Below are 23,563 nucleotides of genomic sequence, written 5' to 3' on the forward strand. Positions count from 1 at the left end.
ACATCCGGAAGGCATGCCCACCCAGGACGTCGGCCGCCTCCTCGCCGCCGGCCTCAGGCGGTCGGCTGCGTCCTCGGTGCCGGCACGGCCTTCTCGGCCGTGTCCCCGCCCGGCTGGCGCAGCAGCAGCGCGATGGCCGCGGCCACCATCGACACCCCGCCGGCCAGCGCGTAGGCCCCGTTGTAGCCCCAGGCGCCGACCACCATGGAGCCGAGGCCGCCGCCGAACAGGCCGCTGATCAGCTTGCCGCTGTACACCAGGCCGTAGTTGGTGGCGTTGTAGTTCTCGCCGAAGTAGTCCGGGGTCAGTGCCGCGAACATCGGGTAGAAGGCGCCGCCGCCGAAGCCGGAGAGGAAGGCGAAGAGCAGGAACAGCCACTCGCTCTTGATGTCACCGGCCCAGATGACGCCGAACTGGGCGAGACCGAGCACCACGATGACGAAGACCAGGGTCGTCTTGCGGCCCCACCGGTCCGACAGCCAGCCGACCGCGGCCCGTCCCACGCCGTTGATGACGGCCATCACGCCCATCGACGAGGCCGCGACCAGCGGCCCGAAGCCGACCTTCTTGGCGAAGTCCACCTGGAATGAGATCCCGAAGATCGACACCCCGGCCGTCATCACCACGGTGATCCACATCAGCGGCAGCATGCCGGTCCGGATGGCCTCCATGGGCGTGAACTGCCGTACCGCGGGCGGGTTCTTGGCAAGACTCGCGGCGCTCTTGGTGTTCCCCGAGAACGACAGCGGGTCGATGTCGGCCGGCCACCAGTTCTTCGGCGGGTCCTTGAAGAAGAACGCGCACACCGCGACGGCGATCAGCACGTACACGCCGATCAGGTCCAGCACCTCGTTGTAGTTGCCGGTGTCGAAGGCGTAGTTGAAGATGAAGATGAACGGCAGCGAGCCGTAGGCGAAGCCGCCGTTGACGAAGCCGGTCTTCGCGCCGCGCCGCTCCGGGAACCACTTGCCGACCATGTTGATGCAGGTGGCGTAGATCAGCCCGGAGCCGACGCCGCCGACGACACCGAAACCGAGGATGGCCAGGAACACGTTGTCGAGGTGGGACAGCGCCAGGAAGCCGAGCAGGCACATCGCGGCGCCGACGTACATCGCGCGGCGCGCGGTGAGGATGCCCCGCTCGCGCAGCCAGCCCGCCGGGAAGGCGATGCCGGCCTGGAAGAACACCCAGATGCTGAGGATCCAGAAGGTGTTGGACTGGGTCCAGCCGTGCGCCTCGGACAGGGTGTCCTCGGCGGAGCCGTAGGCGTACTCCGAGACGCTGATGGCCATCATCGATATCCACGGCAGGTACACCATGAACCTGCGCGAGTGGCCGAGGATGTCGCGGTCCGTCTCGCCGATGCGGTAGACCCGCCCCCGGGAGTCGGTGACTTCGCGGTAGGAGCGGTTCGCCGCGCCGGGATCGGCCGGCGTGTTCCGAGTTGTGGGATCAGCCGTCATGTCAGGCCATCTCCTCGCCGAGGGGGTGGGGATTAGGGACGATGCGCCGGACGCTGAGCCTGCCCGGCGCTTTGAGGAACAGCGCCAGTGCGGCGCAGGCGAGCCCGGTGCAGCCCGCCAGGAGGGATGCGGCGTGCGGGTGCCGGGCGGCGTACCCGGCCGCATCCGTGCCGCAGCCGGCGGCGACCGGCAGGAGCCAGGCGCCGGTGAGCAGTCCGTGGACGCTCGCGTGGTGGTTCTCACCGAAGTGGTCCGCGGCCAGGGCGGTGACCAGCGCGAGCGCCGTCACGCCGGCGGCCGCGGTGGCCGCCGCGCAGCCGAGGAGAGTGACGTCGCTGCCCGTGCGGGTCGCGATCAGCACGCCGAACTGTGCGGCGCCCAGCAGCAGACAGGCCGCGATCAGCGCGGTGCGCCGCCCCGAGCGGTCCGACAGCGCCCCGGCCACGGCCGCCGCCGCGCCGCCCGCCACGGCCGCCGGCCACACCGACTCCGGGTTGATAGCGAGCTGTTGGGCGTAGTGGACCTGCAGGTCGAGGCCGAGCACGGTGACACCGGCCGCGCCGAGCAGACAGAGCCACATCAGCCACAACACCGGGCTTTTGGTCGCCTGTTGGAGGGTGTGGTGGCGTACGGCGGGCGGGTTCTTGTCGCGTGCGCGCCGGGCGAGCGGATCCGGCGGCACGGAGAGCGGATCGGGGCGCGGCGGCCACCAGTTCCGCGGTGGGTCCCGGAAGAGACGGCCGGCGCCGGCCGTGGCCAGGGACCCGGCGACGCCCGCGGCCGCGAGCAGCACCTGTGGGTCGGCGTCCGCGACGGGACGGAGGAGGAACGGTAGGGCCCCGACGGCGAGCCCGCTCGCCACCAGCCCCGTCGGGCCGCCCCGCCGCTCGGGCCACCACCGGCCCGGCAGCGTCAGACATGTGGCGTGCACCAGTCCGGCCCCGGCCCCGGCGCACACCGCGAAGGTCAGTCGGGCCAGGCCGAGTCCGGGGGCGAGGGCGAGCGCCAGGTACCCGGCCAGGGTGCCGAGCGCTCCGGTCGTCATGGCCGCGCGGGCGGGGAGCCGGCCGCTCTCCCGCAGCCGCCCGGCCGGAACGGCGACGGCCGCCTGGGCGAGCACCCACAGGCCGGCCGGCCAGTACAGGTCCCCGCCCCACTGGTGGGCGGCACGGAGACCGGCCTGCGCCGCGACGAACGCGTACGCGGCGCCACTGATGCCCGCCATGCCCACCCAGGGCAGGACGACCATCCAGATCCGGCCACGGCCCAGGAGTTCGACGTCGCTCTCGCCGACCCGGTACACGCGGCCCCTGCGGTCCCTCACCTGCCTGCACAGCACGGAGGCGGGAGGGTCGATGGTTTCCATCTCGCGGCTTGCACCCCTTGCGTCGAAAGTTCTGGCCAGCGCCCCCTGTCCATTGCCTTTCGTGCGCGCGCGGGTCCCGGGGCCGGCCGACGCGCACCGCCGGCCGGCCCCCGCGTCACTCACCTCATGAGCCACCCCCCAGCACCCCGGCAGCCCGCGCCCACCGGTACTTCGCGCCGAGCACCGCCACCGGCTTCTCGGTCGTGTAGGGGTAGGCCACGACGCCCCGCTCGAACAGGTACTGGCAGGCCTCCTCGACTTCGACGTCCCCCGCGAGGGACGCCACGACCGGCTTCTCGATCCCGCGCTCGCGGAACTCGGCGACCACGCGCGCCGTCAGCTCGGCGAACACCATCGGCGGGGTGACGATGGTGTGCCAGTAGCCGAGCACCAGCGCGTGGATCCGCGGATCCTCCAGGCCGAGCCGGATCGTCGCCTCGTACGTCGACGGCGGCTCGCCCCCGGTGATGTCGACCGGGTTGCCGGCCGCGCCGAACGGCGGGATGAACCGGCGGAACGCCTCGTCCAGGTCGGGCGGGATCTCCATCAGGGACAGCCCGTTGTCGGTCACCGCGTCCGACAGCAGCACGCCGCTGCCGCCCGCGCCGGTGATGATCACGACGTTGTCGCCCTTCGGGGCGGGCAGCACGGGCAGGGCGCGGGCGTACTCCAGCATGTCGTTCAGGCCGGGCGCCCGGATGACGCCCGCCTGCCTGAGGATGTCGTCGTACACCGCGTCGTCGCCCGCGAGCGCGCCCGTGTGCGAGCCGGCCGCCTTCGCGCCCGCCGCCGTACGGCCCGCCTTCAGCACCACCACCGGCTTCTTCGGCACCGTGGCCCGCGCCGCCCCCACGAACGCCCGGCCGTCCTTGAGGTCTTCGAGGTGCATGGCGATGCACTCGGTGTGCGGGTCCTCACCGAACCAGGTCAGCAGGTCGTCCTCGTCCAGGTCCGACTTGTTGCCGAGGCCGACGATCGCCGACACGCCCGTCTTCGTGGTGCGGGCGAAGCCGAGGATGGCCATGCCGATGCCGCCGGACTGCGAGGTCAGCGCCACCCCGCCCTTGACGTCGTACGGCGTGCAGAACGTGGCGCACAGGTCCTGCCAGGTGGAGTAGTAGCCGTAGATGTTCGGGCCGAGCAGACGGACCCCGTGCCGCTCGGCGATCTCCACGATCTCCGCCTGGAGTTCGTGCTCGCCGGTCTCGGCGAAGCCGGAGGGGATGAGGACGGCGTTGGGGATCTTCTTCCGTCCCACCTCCTCCAGCGCGGCTGCCACGAACTTGGCGGGAATGGCGAAGACGGCCACATCCACCTCACCGGGAACGTCCGTGACACTCTTGTACGCCTTGCGGCCCAGAATGTCATCGGCCTTGGGGTTCACCGGATGGATCTCCCCGGAGAAGCCGCCGTCGACGAGGTTGCGCATGACCGAGTTGCCGATCTTGCCCGCCTCGTTGGATGCGCCGATGACGGCGACGGAGGACGGCTGCATCAGCCGGCGCATGGACGTGAGGATCTCGTCGCGTGTGTACGTCTTCCTCGCCGCCGGCTGCTTCTCGGCGAGGATCACCCGGATGTCGGCGGCCATCGCGCCGTCGGGTGTCGCGATCACCGGGTTGAGGTCCACCTCGGCGATCTCCGGGAAGTCCGCGACCAGGTGGGAGACCCGCCGGATCTGCTCGGCCACCGCCCACCGGTCGACGCCGGCCTGCCCGCGCACCCCGCGCAGGATCTCCGCCGACCGGATGGAGTCCAGCATCGACAGCGCCTCGTCGGCGGTGACCGGCGCCAGCCGGAACGTCACGTCCTTCAGCACCTCGACCAGCACCCCGCCGAGCCCGAAGGCCACCACCTTCCCGAAGGTCGGGTCGGTGACCGCGCCGACGATGACCTCCTGCCCCTGGGGCAGCAGCTCCTGCACCTGCACGCCCTCGATCCGGGCCGCGGCGTCGTAGGCGCGGGCGTTCTCGACGATCCGGCAGAACGCGGCCCGTACGTCCGCCGCGCCCTCCACGCCGACCACGACGCCGCCGGCGTCGGTCTTGTGCAGGATGTCCGGCGAGACGATCTTCATGACCACCGGCCCGCCGAAGCGTGCCGCCGCGGCCACCGCCTCGTCCACGTCCGTCGCCAGCTCCTCGCCCGGTACGGCGATCCCGTACGCGTCGGCGATCACCTTGCCCTCGGGCGCGGTGAGTGCCGTACGGCCCTCGGCGCGCACCGAGTCGAGGAGCGCGCGCACCCGCAGCTCCCGGTCCTCTGCCATCACGTCAGATCACTCCGTTCGACTTCAGCAGGCGCAACTCCTCGTCACCGAGGCCGAGTTCGCCGACGTAGACCTCTTCGTTGTGCTCGCCGAGCAGCGGTGAACTGCTCACCTCGACGGGGGAGTCGGAGAGCTTGAGCGGGCTGCCGACGGTGACGAACTCGCCGCGCTCGGGGTGCGGGACGCGCACCACCATCTCGTTGGCGGCCAGCGACGGGTCCTCGATGATCTCCTTGGTGGAGAGGATCGGCCCGCAGGGGATGTTGTGCGCGTTCAGCTTCTCCAGCACCTCCCACTTGGGGAGGGTGGACGACCACTCCTCGATCAGCTGGAACATCTTGTTCAGCTTCGGCAGCCGGGCCTCGGGGGTCGCCCACTCGGGGTCGTCGGCGAGTTCCGGCCGGCCGATGAGTTCGCTGATCGGCTTCCAGCCGACCGGCTGGACGATGACGTACACGTAGTCGTTCGGGCCGCCCGGCGCGCACTTGACCGCCCAGCCGGGCTGGCCGCCGCCGGAGGCGTTGCCGGAACGGGGCACCTCGTCGCCGAAGTCCTCGTTCGGGTACTCGGCGAGCGGCCCGTGCGCCAGGCGCTGCTGGTCGCGCAGCTTCACCCGGCACAGATTGAGCACGGCGTGCTGCATGGCGACGTTGACGCGCTGGCCGCGTCCGGTGCGCTCGCGCTGGAAGAGTGCCGCCAGTATCCCGGCTACTGTATGCACTCCGGTGCCCGAGTCACCGATCTGCGCTCCCGTCGCCAGCGGCGGCCCGTCCTCGAAACCGGTGGTCGACATCGACCCGCCCATGGCCTGCGCGACGACCTCGTACGCCTTGTAGTCGGTGTACGGCCCCTCGCCGAACCCCTTGATGGAGGCGTAGACGATCCGGGGGTTGATCTCCTTGATGCGGTCCCAGGTGAACCCCATCCGGTCGATCGCGCCCGGGCCGAAGTTCTCGACCATGACGTCCGAGCGCCGGATCAGCTCGGTGAGGATCTCCTTGCCGCGTTCGGTCTTGGTGTTCAGGGTGATGCTGCGCTTGTTGCAGTTGAGCATCGTGAAGTAGAGGGAGTCGACGTCGGGCAGGTCCCGCAGTTGCTTGCGGGTGATGTCGCCGCTCGGCGCCTCCAGCTTGATGACGTCGGCGCCGAGCCAGGCCAGCAGCTGGGTGGCGGAGGGCCCGGACTGGACGTGGGTCATGTCCAGGACGCGGATGCCGTCGAGTGCCTTGGTGGTCACCTTGGGTCCCCTCACTTGTACATGGTCTGGTTCATGGTTCCGGGGGCGTACGCGTCCGGGTCGACCCAGACGTTGATCAGCGACGGCTTGCCCGACTCGCGGGCCCGGCGCAGCGCGGGGCCGATGTCGGCGGGGTCGCGGACCTCCTCGCCGTAACCGCCCAGCATCTGCGCGAACTTGTCGTAGGCGACGTCGCCGAGGGTGTTGCCGATCCGCTCCCGCTCCTTGCCGTACTTGGCGGCCTGGCCGTAACGGATCTGGTTCATCGAGGAGTTGTTGCCGACGATGCCGACGAACGGCAGGTCGTAGCGGACCAGGGTCTCGAAGTCCCAGCCGGTGAGGGAGAAGGCGCCGTCCCCGAAGAGGGCGACGACCTCCTTGTCCGGGCGTGCCTGCTTGGCGGCGAGCACGAAGGGGACGCCGACGCCGAGCGTGCCGAGCGGGCCCGGGTCCATCCAGTGGCCGGGCGACTTGGGCTGGACGACCTGCCCGGAGAAGGTGACGATGTCGCCGCCGTCGCCGATGTAGATCGAGTCCTCGGTGAGGAAGTCGTTGATCTCGCTGACGAGACGGTAGGGGTGGATGGGCGACGCCTGCGACCTCAGCTGCGGCAACCGCTTCTCGATCGCCGTCTGCTCGGCCGCGCGCAGCTCGTCCAGCCATTCCTTGCGCTTGGCCGCGCCCCCGTTGAGGCGTCCGGAGGCCGCCTCGGCGACGGACTTCAGGACCAGTCCCGCGTCTCCGACGATGCCGAGGTCGATGTCGCGGTTCTTGCCCACGGTCCGGTAGTCCAGGTCGATCTGGACGACCGTCGCGTCGGGGGAGAGGCGCTTGCCGTAGCCCATGCGGAAGTCGAACGGCGTGCCGACGATCACGATGACGTCGGCGTTCGAGAAGGCGTAGCGCCGCGAGAGCTGGAAGTGGTGCGGGTCTCCGGGCGGGAGGGTGCCGCGGCCGGCGCCGTTCATGTACGCCGGGATGTCGAGGGTGCGCACCAGCTCGATGGCCGCCTCGGTGCCGCGGGTCGTCCACACCTGGCTGCCCAGCAGGATCGCCGGTTTCTCGGCGTGCACGAGCAGGTCGGCGAGCCTCTCGATCGCCTCGGGATCGCCGGCCGAGCGGGTGGAGGCACGGTAGGCGCCGGCCTTCGGCACCCGCGCCCTGTCGGCCGGCACCTTCGCGTCCAGGACATCGCGGGGGATCTCCAGGAAGGACGGGCCGGGCGCGCCGTGGTAGCACTCGCGGAACGCCATCGACACCATGTCGGCGGCGCGGGCGGTGTCCGGCACGGTCGCCGCGAACTTGGTGATCGGCGTCATCATGTCGACGTGCGGCAGGTCCTGCAGGGACCCCATCTTGTGCTGGGTGAGCGCGCCCTGGCCGCCGATCAGCAGCATCGGGGACTCCGCGCGGAAGGCGTTGGCGACCCCGGTGACGGCGTCGGTCGTGCCGGGGCCCGCGGTGACCACCGCGCAGCCGGGCCTGCCGGTGATCCGGGCGTAGCCGTCGGCGGCGTGCGCGGCGACCTGCTCATGGCGTACGTCGACGACTTCTATGCCCTCGTCGACGCAGCCGTCGTAGATGTCGATGATGTGGCCGCCGCACAAGGTGTAGATGCGGTCGACCCCCTCGGCCTTCAGCGCCTTGGCAACGAGATGACCACCGGAGATCACGTCCTGGGTGTCGTCGGGCATGGCGAAGTCCTGTCCCTTTCGTAGGGGTTGAGCGGCTCGCGTGCACTGCATACGGACAGCCGGCGAGCTGTATGCAGTAGATTGCATACAGTCGACGAATACTGTATGAAGCTTGTTATCCCGCATCCCGTGGGTGGTGTCCAGGGGGCGAACACACTTTTCGGTCATCGGAGTCCGGCCTCTTTCGGTCAGTGCCGGGCGGACTCGCGACGGCCTCGCAGACAGGAGCCGCACATGGACCTCTACGAACACCAGGCACGGCAGCTCTTCCAGGAACACGGCATTCCCGTGCCGCGGGCCGAGGTCACCGACTCGTCCAAACAGGCCCGCGAGATCGCCCGCCGGCTCGGCGGCCGGGCCGTGGTCAAGGCGCAGGTGAAGACCGGCGGGCGCGGCAAGGCGGGCGGAGTCAAGTTCGCCGCCGACCCCGCCGCGGCGGAGCTGACCGCACGCCAGATCCTCGGCATGGACATCAAGGGCCACCGGGTCGGCACGGTGATGCTGGCCGAACCCGTCGACATCGCCGAGGAGTTCTATGCCTCCTACGTCCTCGACCGCACCGCCGGCGGCTTCCTCGCCATCGCCTCCGCCCAGGGCGGCATGGAGATCGAGGAGGTCGCGGCCACCCGGCCGGAGGCGGTGGCACGGATCCCCGTCGACCCGGCGGAGGGCGTCACGTCCGCCAAGGCAGGGGAGCTCGCGCGCGCGGCCGGGCTGCCCCCGCAGACCGTCGACGTCCTCGTGCGGCTGTGGCAGGTGCTGATCCGCGAGGACGCCCTGCTGGTCGAGGTCAACCCGCTGGTACGCACCGCCCAGGGACCGATCCTCGCCCTCGACGGCAAGGTCACCCTGGACGACAACGCCCGCTTCCGTCAGGCCCGTTGGGGCGAGCGGCACGAGGAGCACCAGGACCCGCTGGAGGCGGCCGCCGCCGAACGCGGCCTCACCTACGTCAGGCTCGACGGGGAGGTCGGGGTCATCGGCAACGGCGCGGGCCTGGTCATGTCCACCCTGGACGTGGTCGCCGGCTGCGGCGCCCGCCCCGCCAACTTCCTCGACATCGGCGGCGGGGCCTCCGCCCAGGTGATGGCCGACGGCCTGTCGGTGATCCTCTCCGACCCGGCCGTGAAGTCCGTCTTCGTCAACGTCTTCGGCGGGATCACCGCCTGCGACGCGGTCGCCGAGGGAATCGTGGCGGCCGTCGACACCGTCCGGCTGACCAAGCCGCTCGTCGTCCGCCTCGACGGCAACAACGCCGCACGCGGACGCGCGATCCTCGGCGAGCGCGCCCATCCGCTCGTCGAACAGGCCACCACCATGGACGGCGCCGCCCGCCGGGCCGCCGAACTCGCCCACACCGCCTGAGGAGCCGGGACATGGCCATCCACCTCACCAAGGAGAGCAAGGTCCTCGTCCAGGGCATGACCGGGGGCCAGGGCATGCGGCACACCCGGCGCATGCTCGCGGCCGGCACGAACGTCGTCGGCGGGGTCAACCCGCGCAAGGCCGGGCAGACCGTCGACTTCGACGGGCAGGCCGTCCCGGTCTTCGGGTCGGTCGCCGACGGTATGCGGTCGACCGGCGCCGACGTCACCGTCGTCTTCGTGCCGCCCGCCTTCGCCAAGGCCGCCGTCATCGAGGCCGCCGACGCCCGCATCCCGCTCGCCGTCGTCATCACCGAGGGCATCCCGGTCCACGACACGGTCGCCTTCACCGCCCACGCTCGGCGCACCGGTACCCGGATCGTCGGCCCCAACTGCCCCGGCCTGATCACCCCCGGCCAGTCCAACGCCGGCATCATCCCCGCCGACATCACCAAGCCGGGCCCCATCGGCCTGGTCTCCAAGTCGGGCACGCTCACGTACCAGCTCATGTACGAGCTCCGCGACATCGGCTTCTCCACCTGCGTCGGCATCGGCGGCGACCCGGTCGTCGGCACCAGCCACATCGACTGCCTGGCCGCCTTCCAGGACGACCCCGACACCGAACTCGTCGTCCTCATCGGGGAGATCGGCGGCGACGCCGAGGAACGCGCCGCCGCCTACATCCGCGAGCACGTCACCAAGCCCGTCGTCGGCTACATCGCGGGGTTCACCGCGCCCGAGGGCCGGACCATGGGCCACGCCGGCGCGATCGTCTCCGGCTCCGCCGGCACCGCCCGCGCCAAGCAGGAGGCCCTGGAGGCGGCCGGAGTCCGAGTCGGCCGCACCCCGACGGAGACGGCCCGCCTGGTGCTGGAAACCCTCCGCGCGGGCTGACCTGCCCGGCCCCCACTCCCTCCCCGGCCAACCTCAACCCCCCACCCCACCTGGAGCCACCCCACCCCGCCCCGACCGCGCAGCGAGAGCGGAGCCGACGTATGACACCCACCCTCACCCCGAACCCGCCGCCCCCTAACCAGCCGACCCCGGGGCTCCTGAAACCCGGCACGGCCTACGCCGACGCCTGGCGGCGCTGTTTCGCCGCCGCGCCGGAGGCCTTCCAAGACGACCGTGTCCTCAACCTCTGGGGCGCGGCCTGGCGCCCCGACGGACGGACGCTCCCGGCCACCACCCCCGTCGACGGCACCCCGATCGCCGGCGCCCCGCGGCTCGACGGCGGCACCGCCCAGCAGGCCGTACGAGCGGCCCTCGACCAGCACCGCGCCTGGCGGCACATCCCGCTGCCGGAGCGGCGGGCGCGGATCGCCGCCACGCTGGACGCGCTCACCGCGCACCGCGATCTGCTCGCCCTGCTGCTCGTGTGGGAGATCGGCAAGCCCTGGCGGCTCGCCCTCGCGGACGTCGAGCGGGCGATCGACGGCGTGCGCTGGTACGCCGACGGCATCGAGCCCATGCTCGCCGGCCGGAGTCCGCTGGACGGACCCGTGTCCAACATCGCCAGCTGGAACTACCCGATGAGCGTGCTCGTGCACGCCGCCCTCGTGCAGGCCCTGGCCGGCAACGCCGTGATCGCCAAGACTCCGACAGACGGCGGGGTGGCCTGCCTCACCCTGGCCATGGCGCTGGCCGCGCGCGAGGGGGTGCCGGTCACCCTGGTCGGCGGCAGCGGCCGCGAGCTGAACGAGGCACTGGTGCGGGCGCCGGAGATCGGCTGTGTGTCCTTCGTCGGCGGCCGCGACACCGGGGCCGACGTGGCCACCGCCGTCGCCGGACTCGGCAAACCGCACATCCTGGAACAGGAGGGCTTGAACACCTGGGGCATCTGGGAGTTCTCCGACTGGGAGCGGCTCACCGCCGTGATCCCCAAGCTCTTCGACTACGGAAAACAGCGCTGTACCGCTTACCCGCGTTTCGTCGTGCAGCGTTCCCTGTTCGACGCGTTCCTGGCCGCCTACCTCCCCGCGGTCCGCTCCGTCCGCGTCGGCCACCCCCTCGCGGTCGCGGACCCGGCCGACCCGCTGCCCGAGCTGGACTTCGGCCCGCTGATCAACGCGGCCAAGGCCAAGGAGCTCACCGACCAGGTCGCCGAGGCGGTCGACCGGGGCGCCGTACCGCTGTACCGCGGCCGCCCCGACGACACACGGTTCCTGCCGGGTCAGGACACCTCCGCCTACGTCCACCCGGTCACCCTCCTCAACCCGCCGCCGTCCTCCCCACTGCACCACGCGGAGCCCTTCGGACCCGTCGACACGATCGTCCTGGTCGACACCGAGGCGGAGCTGTTGGCCGCCATGAACGCGTCCAACGGCGCCCTGGTCGCCACCCTCGCCACGGACGACCGGGCCACCTACGACCGGCTCGCCCCGCAGATCCGCGCCTTCAAGACCGGGCACGGCGTCCCCCGCTCCCGCGGCGACCGCGACGAGCTGTTCGGCGGGTTCGGCGCCTCCTGGCGGGGTGCCTTCGTCGGCGGCGACCTTCTGGTGCGCGCCGTGACCCGGGGGCCGGCGGGGGAGCGGCTGCCCGGGAACTTCCCGGAGTACCAGCTCATGCCGTAATCCTCACGCCGAGTACACAGAATCATGCGTTCTGTGCGCGCCGCCGACTCGGGTGGCCCGGCCCGGCGCCGGGCCACCCCAGGGACGGATACGCAGGTGAAACGCACTCCGAAACCTTGGTATTGTTGTCCATGTCGCCGCGGGGAACACCCCCGGCCAGGCGGCAGACACCTAGTCCGGGTGGCGGAATGGCAGACGCGCTAGCTTGAGGTGCTAGTGCCCTTTATCGGGCGTGGGGGTTCAAGTCCCCCCTCGGACACAATCACTGACGATACGCAGATGAGGGCCGCGACCTTAAAGTTCGCGGCCCTCATCTGCGTATCCGTACTGATGGTGATGCCAAGGGTCGACCCTCAGTCCGTGGCGTTGATCCACTGCGCGATTGGGTGTGCGTTCATCCCAGGATCCGGATGCGGCGCGGGGCATGCTCGATGACCCCGAAGTCGAACAAGGGTGCGCCGGTCGGGGCGCGGGGCCGACCGGCGTTGCGCTTGGTCCGGAGCCGAGGCTCGGCCCGGTCGAGTGGGCCCGCCCGTGCGAAGTGGTCCTGTAGGCGACTCGGACGCGGGAGTCCCTGTACGGCCACGAGTCGGTAGACCTTGCGCCCTCGCAGGGCTATATGGCCTCTGAACTGGGATTTTCCGCCACGTAGGTGCCACGCTGGGGCACCGTGAAGACCTCACCGGACTCCACCAGGACAGCGATAGCCCGCCGTACCGTGCTGCGCGCAAGCCCGTATTGCTGCACTAGCTGAGTCTCCGACGCGATCGCGCGTCCCGGTGCCCAATCTCCTCGCCGGATGCGCGCACGCAGAATCTCGGCGAGTTGCCGGTACGGCGTGAGCGGGGCGCCGTGATCAATCTCCGCATCCGGATCAATGGCCATGACTGGAAGCTAGGCGTACCCCTTCGTGGCGGCACTTTGAGATACGTCTAGAGACGTAGCGATACAAGGCGATACCATGCGAACGAAAAATGCCCCGGCGGGTGCGGCGAACACCCCCGGGGCGTGGCCGATCGCTGAAAAGGAGCAAACGACGATGCGAAGCCTACTGGCGCTGGTACTCAGCTGCCTGCGGGCCGCCCTCGGAAAGAGCCTGGCGGAAACCGCGCCGACGTCGCCGAAACGACCCGTTCCCATTGCGCGCCGCCAGCGTGTGTCAGACGTCATCGAGGCGGATTTCCTGCTCGTGGTGAGGCCGTACCCGGTGATGCACGAACAGGCCCACGAAAGGCAGCGCCGACGGGAGAGGCGTCGCGCGGCAGTACTGGCAGTCGTCGGACAGGACTACCTCCCGGCGGTGACCGAATGACCCGCCTTCGACGCCTCCCCTTCAACGGGCCGGAAGGCAAGCCCGCGTACATCCCCGCCAACAACCCAGACGGTCCGCTCTCGCTGTTCGCAGACGCCATCGAGGCACAACAACTAGAGGTAGGCGCAGCGGTGCTGGGCTGGTGCACCCCATGCTGGACGCGACTTTGACCGCCGATGAGGCCACGTACATGCTGCGGCGTACGGCGGAATGCCTCCGCGACGCGCTAGACGTGGCGGAGTCCCGTGGCCAGCGGCTGGATCTGCCGGACCAGCCGCTCTCGGGCACTGCGGCAGAGGTGATGAGTCAGGCACTGAAGCGCTCGTGCTCTGCCGCGCAGTCAACGAATGGAAGCGGCGGAGGCGCGTAGCAACTCCATCCGTCCTCAAAGACACGAAGCTCTGTGGGCGCCTCGCGGGATTCGTGGGTGTCAACAGGGCTTCTCGCCGCTCCCTGGCCGCCTTCTTCCGAGCACCTTCGTCTCCGATGGGCCCGCTGCCGACCATGCGAGCCCGACCATGGTGACAATGGGGCACAAGGGCCGCGGTCGGCCCGACCACGGATCCGGCCTCGCATGGACGCCGACCTGCTGAACACAGCCGGAGAGACCCTGTCCTGTGTGAAAACCCCGGTTAGATCCCTGATCAGGACGTCTCGCTGCGAGACAGTGGTGGACCGGGCAAGATCGAGATCCATGCGGTGGTCGTGGATCTATTTGATGACGCGCAGGTCTCTGGAGCTGACGGGCCTGCGGTTACTGGGCAACGCGGCCAAGGACGTCGAATTGCTGGTCTTGCGGCACCAGCTGGCGGTGCTCCAGCGCCAGGTCCGCCGACCCGACCGGAACGGGCCGACCGGGTCCTTGTGGCCGCCCTGCAAGCACCACGTGCCCGTTGAGACGTCGGGTGTGTAGAGGTGTGGTGGGCCGTTTGGTTGGGGCGACCATGAGTCCGACCGCGGCAGGTTGGAGCGCGGTTGCGCAGGCTCCGATTCGCCCGGTGCGCAGACTGCGCAGCCGTCCACCGGTACTGCGCATCTGCTGCGCGCTCGGTGTGCAGTTCCTTGCGCAGGGCTGCGGTCGGGGTTGTGGTGGGGGCCTGTGGTCGGAAAATCTCTGCGCAGCCGTCGCACGGAGGTGGGCGCTGCGCAGCGGTTGCGCAGGCCGTCTACGCGTCCTGGGTCTGGCTCCAGACCACTTTGCGGTCGGGGTCTCGTATGGGGTGCCACACTGGCTCGGACGGGCCGTTGCTGCGCAGGTCGGCAAGGGATGCGGCCACAACGGGGACAGCGTGCAGGAAGCCTGCCACTGGCGGGTCGGCGGCGGTCGCGTGCAGGGCGCGGATGCGGGTGGTGATGCCGGCGGGGCCGGCGCCGTCGAGGACGAACAAGAGGCGGGGGAAGAGCGGGTAGCGCCTTCGCCATTCCTCCTGCGCCGGTTCCTGCCCGATGGTCGGCCGGTGGCGACCCGGGGAGGCGGGCACGTAGTGGTAGAGGCGGGCGTAGGCGGTGAGCTTTGCGGCCAGGCGTTCCGGGCCCATGGTGGCCCGGTCGACCTCGACGAACGCCCGCAGCATCGACCCCTCGCCGTCCGCGGGTCCGCGCCGGTAGTACATCAGCGCGTCGGGGATGACGGCCTCGCCACCCCCGATGGGGTGGTAGACCTCGGGCAGCCAGTCCAGCGGCCGGCACAACTCGCCGTGCCGGCGCGCGTCTTCGAGGAAGAGGAGCGCGGTCTCGGTCACCGTCAGAGTGTGTCCGGCCCGCAGTCGCGCGGCAGTGGGATCGGACACCGTCTTCGGTGGCCGCCGCCCGCGCAACTCCGGCCACTCCGAGGCGATCTGCACGCCGTAGGAGGTGGGAAACCATACGCGCTGCCGTCCGGACTGGGGCAGGGTGATGCGGTCGATGAGTCCCTCATCGCGCATTTTGGCCAGCCGCCGCCGGGTCTGTTCGATGCGCACCTCGGGGGCGATAACCCGGTGCATCTGTTCGGTGGTGGCCATCCGGTACTGCGTTAGCACCGCCAGCGCCAGCCGGTCGCCACCGCCCGCGTCCACGTCGGTCATCGTCGGCCCGCCTCTCTCGTAGGGGGCGGCGCCGTCCAGCCCGGCGCCGCGTATACCGGCTACAGCAGCAGGTGGCCCCGACCGGACCACCGACCATGAAGGCCCGACCACGGTCACGAGGCGACAACACCGCCCACGACCGTGTCGGCATCCCCGCCGACATCTCCTCCGACAACTGACCGTGCCCTGCCGCACCCTGGATGGCGTAGCCGCAGGTCACCATGCTTTATCGGCCGTGGTCGGGAGCCCGACATCCCCCTATGCGCCTCTCGCAGCCGACCCCGAAACAGAAAGAGAGAGGTTGGGGCGGGGCTGGGGCGAGCGATCGGCGTGGCGGGAGATCGGGCGGACTGGAGCTCGTGTTGCGCGTCGGCCGGGGCCTCCACGCTCAGCGCCGAGCAAGCTGGCACAAAGGGACGACTGGCGGGTGGGGCGCAGTGGGACGACGTCACACGCCACCGGCACGATGCCACGCAGCGGTCTCTTCACCCTGCTCGCGCATGCAGAGCGCAGAAGTCAGGCGCGAGCGACGTGCAGGCGAATTGCTCGGGTCTTGGGGCGCCGGCTGCCGCAGAGCGACGTCGGCGTTGAGCACTACGACGTAGTACTCGAAGATACTTGCCTGGTATGTACGCCGTTTGCTCGAGACCGCGTTGACGACGGCGGAGACGGCCGGGTTGACCGACGAGCGATACCGGGCGCTCCATGCCACGCTGACCGGTGCTCATCGAGGACGGCGTGCGCCGCGCCAGCCATCATCGTGTCATAGACCGAGATTACGGCGTTGGCTCCGTTGGCGGCGGTGAAGGATGTGCTGGTGCTGTCGTCGCTGTGACGGCCGAAGGCCCAGACCTGGGTTCCAGAAGAGTAGTAGAGCTGGAAGCCGTTGGCCGCGCCGACAGATGGAGCCTCGGACTGTGAGATGAACGTGGAGTTGCTGCCGAGGAAGGGGCCGCCACGCGGCCGGTGACCGATATGCGATGAGGGGCGGCGACCTCGGAGCCGGAGGCACACAGATCGGGAGGGAAGGCTGGCGGCGTTTTATCTCGCGTCAGCACGTCGCTCGGGGCCCATCTCGCCGACGGTTGCCCTCGCGTCGCCCATGACGCCCGGACTCACAGCCCGCCACTCAGCGCGGGGCGAGTTCCGCGACCTCGCCCAGATGTTGGCGCGACAGCCCGCAGAAGGCAGGACGGGACATGGCCGCGTGGGCCTGTTTGATCTTCACATGGCGAGATCATCCAGTACAGCATGACGCCTATCCATGCTGGTGAGCACGCGAGGATTCCCCTTGGCGTGACAATCGAGGCTCATGGGAGCAACGGCTTCCAGATGCACCCCCACGGCACCCACACCGGTGGAACGAACATCCTCACCATCTGGAATCGCAAGCGCTGAAGAAAGGAACAGCCTTCCGATGAACCCCGAGCTGAACCGGCTCACCGATCTCCTGCCCCGGCCCACCGCACCAGAGGAGACCCCCAGCTGGGAGGCGGCCGAAACAGCACTGCAGACCGCTCTGCCCGCGGACTACAAAGAGCTCATCAACGCCTACGGGGGCGGCTTCGTCGATGGATACCTGCTGCTCCTGGAGCCCGGCTGCCCCAATGATGTCTACGACCAGCTCAAGATCTCCGCAGAGCGTGACGAGGCGAACGAGTCGCTGTGGCAGTACGAGGACAAACCCGCCGAACTGGAAGACGACAGCACTCGTCTGATCTGCTGGGCAACCACAGACAACGGAGAGTACCTGTACTGGCTCGTGCAACCCGGCGACGACCCCGACAGCCGTACCATCATGATGAATGACGAGTCCGGAGAGGACTGGGAACGGTACGACATGACCGTGACCCGTTTCCTTACCGCAGTTCTCAGTGGCGAGATCCACTCGGAAATCCTCTGGGACAAGTTCCCGCTGCCTCAGCATGAGTTCCGCCCCGCTCGTGACATCTAGTAGGACTTCGTTAGGTCTGTCTGCCTGCCGAGTTCAGGGGCATGAGGACTGTGTGGATGCACATGAAGTCGATCGTGTTCGGGCGAAGTTGGCGTTACTCATGGCAGACGTGTTCGCCTCGGTACCGCGGAAGGGCCAGCGGGCCAAAGGCGACTGCTATCTGAGGGGACTGATGACGGACGGTCGCCGTAAGTCCAATCAGGCCATGGCCGCGCGGCTGCCGGACGGCAACGAGCAGAACCGGCAGCAGTTCGTGAACCAGTCCACCTGGGATCCGCTGCCGGTGCGCCGGCGGATCGCCAAGCGGTTGGTGCCGCAGATCGGCCCGGACGCCTGGGCGATCGATGACGTGTCGTTCCCCAAGGACGTACGGATGTCCGTCGGCGTTGCCCCCCAGTACTGCGGTGCGCTGGGCGAGCAGGCCAACTGCCAGGTCGCGGTCAGCGTGCACGCGGTCTCCGACACGGCCTCGTGCCCGCTTACCTGGAGGCTGTTCCTGCCTCAGGAGTGGGCGGATGACGCCGTCCGGCGTCGGCGGACCGGCGTGCCGGAGGACGTCGGGCACCGGGAGAAGTGGCGCCTCGCCGTGGACGTGCGGGTGCCGATAAATCATCCGGCCTGGTCACGCGGCATGGTGGTACTCGTGGAGGGTTCCGCCGAGTCGGTTTCGTCGGCGGATCTCCAGGTGTCTGGTGTTCCCCGGTTCGCTGATCGGGCGGGGGAGTGGGCGGAGGGGAGCGGCTTGGCCCAGGGCTCGGTGCGGGCGGTGTCCGTTGTAGAAGGTCTCGAACTCGCGGAGCACGTGGAGGAGATGCCTGGGGTTCCAGATCAGGGTGCGGTCCAGGAGTTCGCGCCGGCAGGTCTGTATCCAGCGCTCCATGATGGAGTTCATCCGCGGTATCTGGATGCCGGTGGTGATGACCTTCATCCCGGCGTCGGCCCATGAGGGCGTCGAAGGTGGCGGTGAACTTCGAGTGTTGGTCGCGGATCAAGAATCTGGCCCTGCTGCCGGCGTCCTCCAGGTCCATCAGGAGGTTGCGCCCGAGCTGCACGATCCAGTCCGCGGTCGGGTGCGCGGTGGCACCGAGGATCCGGATGCGCTTTGTGGAGTGCTCGAGGGCCGCGAAAACGTACAGGCGTGCCCCGGTCAGGGTGCGGACCTCGAACAGATCGCAGGCGAGCAGTGCATCGGCTTGGCTGCGTAGGAAGTCGGCCCAGGTCGTGCTCTGTCGTGCGGGGGCGGGTGGGATGCCGTGCTCCTTGAGGATTTCCCACACGGTGGAGGCGGCGACCTTGATGCCCAGGGCTGCGAGTTCACCGTGGATCCGGCGATACCCCCACGGGCTGTTCTCGCGGGCGAGGCGCAGGACCAGGGCGCGGATCGATAGAACGGTAGGTGGGCGTCCGTGTCGCTTCGGGACGCAGGTTGCGGCATGGCGGTGCTTGAGCAGGTTACGGTGCCAGCGCGGGATCGTGTCTGGGCGTACCAACAGAAGGAGCTGCCGCAGCTTCTCCACGGGGAGGTGGTGGAGCAGGCCGGCGAGGACAGCGCGGTCGGTGTCCTCGAACCTGGGCTTGCCGACCTGGCGCTGCAGGACCAGCAGTTGGTGCCTCAGCGCCAGTATTTCGATGTCCTTCTCCGTGCTGCTCATCGGCAGCAGGCGCAGGAATGCAATGGTGTTGGTCGCAACAAGATAGGCCAGGCGCAGCAGCACGACAGATCATGATGCCCCGGGTGCCCTGCGCAGATGAAGACGTCGGCGCGAGCGCTGAGCACAGTCGGAGATCAGCACTCAAGGCCGCGACCTGCACGGATGATTTATCGGCACCCGCAATGTCCGCTCCAGGGGCGACCGGGGACGGTTCCCACGTTCACCACATGACCGCTTGATCAGGGCGGTGCCCAGCTCTATCCCGGCAGCATCGCCACGGTTACGCCGCAGACCTTCACCGTGGCCTCCGGACCGACCACAACCACCGGCGCCGAAGACGACCCCTCGAGGACACAGGGGTACGAGCACTGCACACCGGCCCAGATCCGCCAGATTCGAGCCGGCACAACGATTACGGGACTTCAGCCGCTGGTTCACTCGCGTTACACCTTCTGATCTCGCTTGCCGGGCCCGACCCGTCTGGCAGTACCGAGTCGTCCCGTCGTTGTCGGGGCTGCTTTCCGTCCTCCCCGGTGTCCCCCGGGTCGGGCTGCCCCCAGCTTCCACCGAGCCGCTGCGACGGCCCGGCGACGGTGGCCTTTCACCTCCGTACGGTCATACGGCGCCTCGTGGCGCACGTCCTCGGCGTTGCAGATGTCTTGGATGGCCTTCTTCGCGCCCGGCTGCGCAGACTTCGGCACGGAGTCGAGAACATTGGCGGTTTTGTGAACCCAGCACCTCTGCTCACGGGTGGCGGGGAACACCTCCGCCAGCGCCTTCCAAAAGCCCAGGGCGCCGTCCCGGACCGCGAGCACCGGGGCGCGCATGCCCCGGCGGGCGCAGTCGCGCAGCAGGTCAGCCCACGATTCGCCCGACTCGCGATAGCCGTCTGGGCTACGGGGCCTCTGCCGGGTGAAGTGCTTTGCGTACGGCGAGGTGGAGCAGTCGGCTCAGCACTGCGGTGCCGTCGGAGGGGACACCCGCTGCGGTGTCGGAGTCGTAGTCAACCTCGATGAGGACGTTTCGGCAGAGCAACAGCGCGTGCCCGTAGGTCGCGTGGCTCTGGATGTCGTACGTCGCGGTGACGGATGCGTGTTTCCAGTCACAGGGGATGGCCAGGGGATCGGCGACGGGCGGGGTGCGGGTGTACGGGCGTGTGTAGTCCACGAAGATGCGCCGCGCGATCTGGACGCCGCTCAGGTCGGGGGTCGGCTTCTCCGCCCCGGTGGCCAGTGACAGGCGCGAGCGGTTGGCGTCGGTGTGCCAACTGCACCACGCGTCATCGTTTTCGGGCCACGGCTCGTACAGTCCGCCCATCCGTTGCGCCGCGCGGTCACGCACGGGGTCCCCGTGGAGGGCCGAGGTGACCGTGTGTGTGTCGAGGAGAGAGCAGGCGGGCGTAGGAACGGCATAGGGACCGGCTGGCCGGCTGATCCGGCTGATGGACTGCGAGATGTAGTCGCTGCCGAAGAACAACACGATGCCTGTCAGGAGTAGGACGGGCCAGCGACCCAGCAGCCGGGGGGCCCGCGGCCACAGCTGGAGACGGCCCCTGCCATTCCGGGCCGGCGGCGCTTCGCTGATCAGGTGCTCCTGCAACCGTGCGTGGCGGAACTGGAACACCCCGCCGGTCTGGCGCAGTACACCGCGGGCATGGGCGTCCTCGAGGAAGGCCATCGACCGCCAGGGCAGCCGGCCGGTGGCCGCCAGAACGACGCGCGCTGCGGCGTGGCGGCCCCATGCCGTGTTGGTGATTCCGTGCAGGGCGGTGATGACAAGGGCGCCCGACACAACGATGGCCCATTGCGCAGAGCCCGTCACCTCCGCTCCCGCGTGGTCGCTCCAGGTGTGGAAGTCCAGGATGGGCAGCAGCACCACCGCTTCCAGGCACCAGCGGCGCGGCCCGGTGACCGAGTGGTTGAGCGCCAGGGCCAGGGAGGCAACCCGGTCGGCTCTCAGCAGGGAGCGAGGAGTGGCCGACGTCACGTCCGTCGTCATGCTCGGCGCGGCCCGTATGACGAAGAGGATCCCCAACATGATTGCCGCGGGAACGGGAAAGCCGGTCGGATAGGGGTCCTTCTCACTGGGGATGTTGGTCAGCCAGGCGAAGCAGACGCCGGTGGCGCTTCCGGCGGCGCGCCAAGCAATCGTGGGCATGCGGCGACGCAGTTGCAGACGCGCGGGGGTCGGCTCGGTGGCATAGACATCCACGACGGCGACGAGCAGGGGAAGAACACCGAGCAGCGCCAGTGCGCCCCAGGGCGGAAGCGTCATGCCCCACCACCGGATGGTGCCGTGCGGCGGCAGGGCGGCGGTGAGGGCCACGGCGGCGCCGTAGACCAGGGTGACGGCCACCGCCGTCGCGGCCTTCGCCTGCTCAGGATACCAACGCCACCAGGCGAGTTCACCGCCGGGAGCGCCGTGCCGGGCAGCGTCCTGCGCCAGTCGGCTCAAGTGACGTTCGGCGTCCTCCGCTCGCCGGCGGGACGGTCTGCCGACATCGGGCGGGGCCGTGTAGACGGCGGGGACGAACTGGGCGATGAGGTGCTTCTCGATCCTGGCTCTGCTGGGGAACGCGGCCGCGTCCAGCAGCTCGGCAGGGTCGGAGTCGGTCTCACCGTAGACGCCGAGAGCCAGTCCCAGCATGAGTGGCGACGACAGTACGGCGCGCAGCCGCCGGGCGTGGGGATCGTCGCCGTCACGGATGCGGCCGAGAACGGGCTCCCACCACGTGGTGCCGTCCGCCCGTCTCCGCCGGGTGCTGGTCTTCAGGTACTCGCTCAGCTTCCGCACGGTCAGAGGCTGGAGCGTCACAGCCGCCGCGCCGCTGAGTACGTCGGCCCGGCGCACCGTGTTCCGGTACTCATCAGTGCGGCTGGTGACGACGAGATGAGTGTGTTCATCCAGGCTTTCGTTGAGCGTCCGCAGGGCTACGGCCCGTCGTTCGGCAGGCATTTCGTCGAGCCCCTCGAGGATCAACAGAAGGCGCTCGGGCCTCGCCACCTCCTCGGCCAGCACGGTTCCGAAACCGGTCGGTGCCGATAGTTCAGGGTGCTCGGTGGTGAGCCGCTGCGCGGCCCATCGCCACAGGCCCGTCGCGCCCGGGTCCCAGGAAGCGAGAGGGAGTATCACGGGGACCCGGTCGGTCGGCCCTCGTCGCTCCAGGAGCCGCAGTCCGAGCCGGAGGGCCGCGACGCTCTTGCCCGCGCCCGGTTCGCCCAGGATCACCAGACGTCCGGAGGGCACCAGGCTGTAGAGCTGGTCGATCTCGGCGACGTCGCCGTCGAGGGGCAGGGGTTGGTCACTTCGTTCGCCGGTACGGATGTTGGACCAGTGGTCGAACAGATCGTGCTCGGCGGCCTGGCACAGCACCGGCAGCAGGCGCGGGCCCTGTACGCGGCGCACGATCGTCTCATCCCGCCACTGTTGGGCCTGCTCCCGGGCCAGTCCGCCGAGCACGCCATTCACCGTGGCGCGCAGCGCGTTCTCGTAGCGGCCGCGGGACATCTGACGGCTCTGCCACGTCACCCATCCCACGGAGTGCGCCGCCATCAGCAGCGCGAGCCCGGCGACGACCAGCCAGGGCGCCTTGCGGCCGGTCGTGGCGGTGAGCCCCGTAGTCAGCAGGAAGCTGCCCAGAGCCACGAGGACCGCCATGACCGCACAGCGGCGGACGACCGACCAGCCGGACAAGGGCCTCAGCTGGAAGGGGATCATCCCGTAGAGGTGCACGCGGCCGATGGAACCGGCCTGGATGACCGTCTGGGCGTCACCGTGAAAGGTGTTGTGTACGCCGTGAGACCTGCTCCCCGCGTCTCGCCCCACGTCTCGCGCACCTCCACCGTCTCCTGGTCGAGCACGATAGTCCGCGCCCCCGAAGCGCTCCAAGTAGGCTGATGTTCCGGCCGGGTTGAGGCTGATCACCGGGAAGCGGAGGTGGCGGGATGGACGCCGAACTGACTGGGCTGGCCTTGTCCGGGGCGACGACCCTGGTACAGCTGATGGCGGGCGACGCGTGGGCCACGGTCAAGGGCCGGGTGCGGGCGCTGTTCGGGCATGACCGGCCCGGTCAGACGCGTACGACGGATGCGGAGCTGGAAGAGGTTCGCGCGGCGGTGGTCGTCGCCGCGAACAGCGACGACCGGGCGGCCCTCGCCGAGATCGAGTCCCATTGCCGGGCGCGGCTGCTGCTCCTGCTCCGCGAGGACCCCGCGGCGGAGGCCGAGCTGCGTGCCCTGCTGGCGGCAGCCGGGCACCTCTCCGAGCAGGGCACCACCGTCCACAACACCGTCAGCGGAGGCGACATCCGCGGTCCCGTGATCCAGACCGGCACCATCGAGGGCGACCTCCACTTCGGATGATGGTCTCCGCCGCACGTTCGCAGATCTTCACGAGAAGTGGTTCTCGCCCAGGTTCTGTGGTGCGGCCACGTTGAGTAAGACGTCATCTCATTTGGTCAGTCTGCGATAGCAGATGAGGGTGCAGGCGATGCTGGTGAAGGCCAGGAAGTGCTCGGCTTTGCGCTCGTAACGGCGGTGTAGGCGGCGGCAGCCGGCGAGCCAGGACATGGTGCGTTCGATGGTCCTGCCCCTGCCGAAAACCTCATCCGC

General features: G+C 69.6%; 15 protein-coding genes, 1 tRNA gene and 4 pseudogenes. 9 read left to right on the forward strand and 11 right to left on the reverse strand.

The window, feature by feature from the left end; genetic code table 11:
* Nucleotides 1-53: 53 nt before the first annotated feature.
* The 5 genes from ACQPXS_RS37460 to ACQPXS_RS37480 form a co-directional block, all read right to left on the reverse strand.
* On the reverse strand, nucleotides 54-1,463 hold the full coding sequence (locus tag ACQPXS_RS37460; protein WP_433453895.1) for an OFA family MFS transporter: 1,410 nt from the start codon (nucleotides 1,461-1,463) through the stop codon (nucleotides 54-56).
* A gap of 1 nt (nucleotide 1,464) precedes the next feature.
* Nucleotides 1,465-2,829: an MFS transporter gene (locus ACQPXS_RS37465; RefSeq protein ID WP_433453896.1), complete on the reverse strand. Its 1,365-nt coding sequence runs from the start codon at nucleotides 2,827-2,829 to the stop codon at nucleotides 1,465-1,467.
* 124 nt (nucleotides 2,830-2,953) lie between these two features.
* Nucleotides 2,954-5,098 carry an acetate--CoA ligase family protein gene (locus tag ACQPXS_RS37470; protein ID WP_433453897.1) on the reverse strand — a complete coding sequence of 715 codons (2,145 nt, stop codon included), beginning with the start codon at nucleotides 5,096-5,098 and terminating at the stop codon, nucleotides 2,954-2,956.
* Nucleotides 5,099-5,102: 4 nt separating this feature from the next.
* Nucleotides 5,103-6,335: a formyl-CoA transferase gene (gene frc, locus ACQPXS_RS37475; protein ID WP_433456144.1), complete on the reverse strand. Its 1,233-nt coding sequence runs from the start codon at nucleotides 6,333-6,335 to the stop codon at nucleotides 5,103-5,105.
* Nucleotides 6,336-6,346: 11 nt separating this feature from the next.
* Entirely contained in the window at nucleotides 6,347-8,029 is a 1,683-nt protein-coding gene (locus tag ACQPXS_RS37480) for a thiamine pyrophosphate-binding protein (RefSeq protein ID WP_390682780.1), read from the reverse strand.
* A 234-nt stretch (nucleotides 8,030-8,263) separates the two neighbouring features.
* Between ACQPXS_RS37480 and sucC the strand changes: the two genes are divergently transcribed.
* The 4 genes from sucC to ACQPXS_RS37500 all read left to right on the forward strand — a co-directional run bounded on the left by sucC (nucleotide 8,264) and on the right by ACQPXS_RS37500 (nucleotide 12,228).
* On the forward strand, nucleotides 8,264-9,394 hold the full coding sequence (gene sucC, locus ACQPXS_RS37485; RefSeq protein ID WP_433453898.1) for an ADP-forming succinate--CoA ligase subunit beta: 1,131 nt from the start codon (nucleotides 8,264-8,266) through the stop codon (nucleotides 9,392-9,394).
* An 11-nt stretch (nucleotides 9,395-9,405) separates the two neighbouring features.
* Nucleotides 9,406-10,287 carry a succinate--CoA ligase subunit alpha gene (gene sucD / locus ACQPXS_RS37490; RefSeq protein WP_433453899.1) on the forward strand — a complete coding sequence of 294 codons (882 nt, stop codon included), beginning with the start codon at nucleotides 9,406-9,408 and terminating at the stop codon, nucleotides 10,285-10,287.
* Nucleotides 10,288-10,388: 101 nt separating this feature from the next.
* Nucleotides 10,389-11,969, forward strand: a complete 1,581-nt coding sequence (locus tag ACQPXS_RS37495; protein WP_433453900.1) for an aldehyde dehydrogenase family protein — start codon at nucleotides 10,389-10,391, stop codon at nucleotides 11,967-11,969.
* A 174-nt stretch (nucleotides 11,970-12,143) separates the two neighbouring features.
* A tRNA-Leu gene (locus tag ACQPXS_RS37500) sits at nucleotides 12,144-12,228 on the forward strand.
* Nucleotides 12,229-12,584: 356 nt separating this feature from the next.
* On the opposite strand, the gene ACQPXS_RS37505 is transcribed toward ACQPXS_RS37500, so the two are convergent.
* Nucleotides 12,585-12,854, reverse strand: a complete 270-nt coding sequence (locus ACQPXS_RS37505) for a GntR family transcriptional regulator (RefSeq protein WP_351811163.1) — start codon at nucleotides 12,852-12,854, stop codon at nucleotides 12,585-12,587.
* A gap of 76 nt (nucleotides 12,855-12,930) precedes the next feature.
* On the opposite strand from ACQPXS_RS37505, the gene ACQPXS_RS37510 reads away from it, so the two are divergent.
* Nucleotides 12,931-13,281, forward strand: a complete 351-nt coding sequence (locus ACQPXS_RS37510) for a hypothetical protein (protein WP_433453901.1) — start codon at nucleotides 12,931-12,933, stop codon at nucleotides 13,279-13,281.
* A 718-nt stretch (nucleotides 13,282-13,999) separates the two neighbouring features.
* Complete coding sequence (locus ACQPXS_RS37515) at nucleotides 14,000-14,194, forward strand: hypothetical protein (protein WP_433453902.1); 195 nt, start codon at nucleotides 14,000-14,002, stop codon at nucleotides 14,192-14,194.
* 253 nt (nucleotides 14,195-14,447) lie between these two features.
* Here the strand turns inward: ACQPXS_RS37515 and ACQPXS_RS37520 are convergent, their stop codons facing one another.
* Nucleotides 14,448-15,347 (reverse strand): replication-relaxation family protein, encoded by a 900-nt coding sequence (locus tag ACQPXS_RS37520; RefSeq protein ID WP_433453903.1) that lies wholly within the window; start codon nucleotides 15,345-15,347, stop codon nucleotides 14,448-14,450.
* Nucleotides 15,348-16,764: 1,417 nt separating this feature from the next.
* On the opposite strand from ACQPXS_RS37520, the gene ACQPXS_RS37525 reads away from it, so the two are divergent.
* Both ACQPXS_RS37525 and ACQPXS_RS37530 read left to right on the forward strand, forming a co-directional pair.
* On the forward strand, nucleotides 16,765-17,301 hold the full coding sequence (locus ACQPXS_RS37525; RefSeq protein ID WP_433453904.1) for an SMI1/KNR4 family protein: 537 nt from the start codon (nucleotides 16,765-16,767) through the stop codon (nucleotides 17,299-17,301).
* A gap of 52 nt (nucleotides 17,302-17,353) precedes the next feature.
* Nucleotides 17,354-17,896 (forward strand): annotated as a pseudogene (locus ACQPXS_RS37530) (IS701 family transposase); the annotation flags it as partial.
* A 27-nt stretch (nucleotides 17,897-17,923) separates the two neighbouring features.
* Here ACQPXS_RS37530 and ACQPXS_RS37535 read toward each other — a convergent pair.
* The 3 genes and pseudogenes from ACQPXS_RS37535 to ACQPXS_RS37545 form a co-directional block, all read right to left on the reverse strand.
* Nucleotides 17,924-19,016, reverse strand: a pseudogene (locus tag ACQPXS_RS37535) (integrase core domain-containing protein).
* 572 nt (nucleotides 19,017-19,588) lie between these two features.
* Nucleotides 19,589-19,843, reverse strand: a pseudogene (locus ACQPXS_RS37540) (transposase); the annotation flags it as partial.
* A 4-nt stretch (nucleotides 19,844-19,847) separates the two neighbouring features.
* Nucleotides 19,848-22,778, reverse strand: a complete 2,931-nt coding sequence (locus tag ACQPXS_RS37545) for an NACHT domain-containing protein (RefSeq protein WP_433453905.1) — start codon at nucleotides 22,776-22,778, stop codon at nucleotides 19,848-19,850.
* A 119-nt stretch (nucleotides 22,779-22,897) separates the two neighbouring features.
* Between ACQPXS_RS37545 and ACQPXS_RS37550 the strand changes: the two genes are divergently transcribed.
* Complete coding sequence (locus tag ACQPXS_RS37550) at nucleotides 22,898-23,314, forward strand: hypothetical protein (RefSeq protein ID WP_433453906.1); 417 nt, start codon at nucleotides 22,898-22,900, stop codon at nucleotides 23,312-23,314.
* Between the two features lie 87 nt (nucleotides 23,315-23,401).
* Here the strand turns inward: ACQPXS_RS37550 and ACQPXS_RS37555 are convergent.
* A pseudogene (locus ACQPXS_RS37555) lies at nucleotides 23,402-23,548 on the reverse strand (IS5/IS1182 family transposase); the annotation flags it as partial.
* Nucleotides 23,549-23,563 lie beyond the last annotated feature (15 nt).

The sequence above is a fragment of the Streptomyces sp. CA-142005 genome, from assembly GCF_050942335.1.
In the GTDB taxonomy this organism is placed as follows: Bacteria; Actinomycetota; Actinomycetes; order Streptomycetales; family Streptomycetaceae; genus Streptomyces.

Coding starts and splice junctions, on each gene's coding strand:
- ACQPXS_RS37470 (WP_433453897.1), bottom strand. CDS start 5,098: ATGGCAGAGGACCGGGAGCTGCGGGTGCGCGCGCTCCTCGACTCGGTG.
- ACQPXS_RS37505 (WP_351811163.1), bottom strand. CDS start 12,854: ATGGCCATTGATCCGGATGCGGAGATTGATCACGGCGCCCCGCTCACG.
- ACQPXS_RS37465 (WP_433453896.1), bottom strand. CDS start 2,829: ATGGAAACCATCGACCCTCCCGCCTCCGTGCTGTGCAGGCAGGTGAGG.
- ACQPXS_RS37510 (WP_433453901.1), top strand. CDS start 12,931: ATGCGAACGAAAAATGCCCCGGCGGGTGCGGCGAACACCCCCGGGGCG.
- ACQPXS_RS37525 (WP_433453904.1), top strand. CDS start 16,765: ATGAACCCCGAGCTGAACCGGCTCACCGATCTCCTGCCCCGGCCCACC.
- ACQPXS_RS37460 (WP_433453895.1), bottom strand. CDS start 1,463: ATGACGGCTGATCCCACAACTCGGAACACGCCGGCCGATCCCGGCGCG.
- sucC (WP_433453898.1), top strand. CDS start 8,264: ATGGACCTCTACGAACACCAGGCACGGCAGCTCTTCCAGGAACACGGC.
- ACQPXS_RS37520 (WP_433453903.1), bottom strand. CDS start 15,347: ATGACCGACGTGGACGCGGGCGGTGGCGACCGGCTGGCGCTGGCGGTG.
- ACQPXS_RS37515 (WP_433453902.1), top strand. CDS start 14,000: ATGACGCGCAGGTCTCTGGAGCTGACGGGCCTGCGGTTACTGGGCAAC.
- ACQPXS_RS37550 (WP_433453906.1), top strand. CDS start 22,898: ATGGACGCCGAACTGACTGGGCTGGCCTTGTCCGGGGCGACGACCCTG.
- ACQPXS_RS37480 (WP_390682780.1), bottom strand. CDS start 8,029: ATGCCCGACGACACCCAGGACGTGATCTCCGGTGGTCATCTCGTTGCC.
- ACQPXS_RS37495 (WP_433453900.1), top strand. CDS start 10,389: ATGACACCCACCCTCACCCCGAACCCGCCGCCCCCTAACCAGCCGACC.
- sucD (WP_433453899.1), top strand. CDS start 9,406: ATGGCCATCCACCTCACCAAGGAGAGCAAGGTCCTCGTCCAGGGCATG.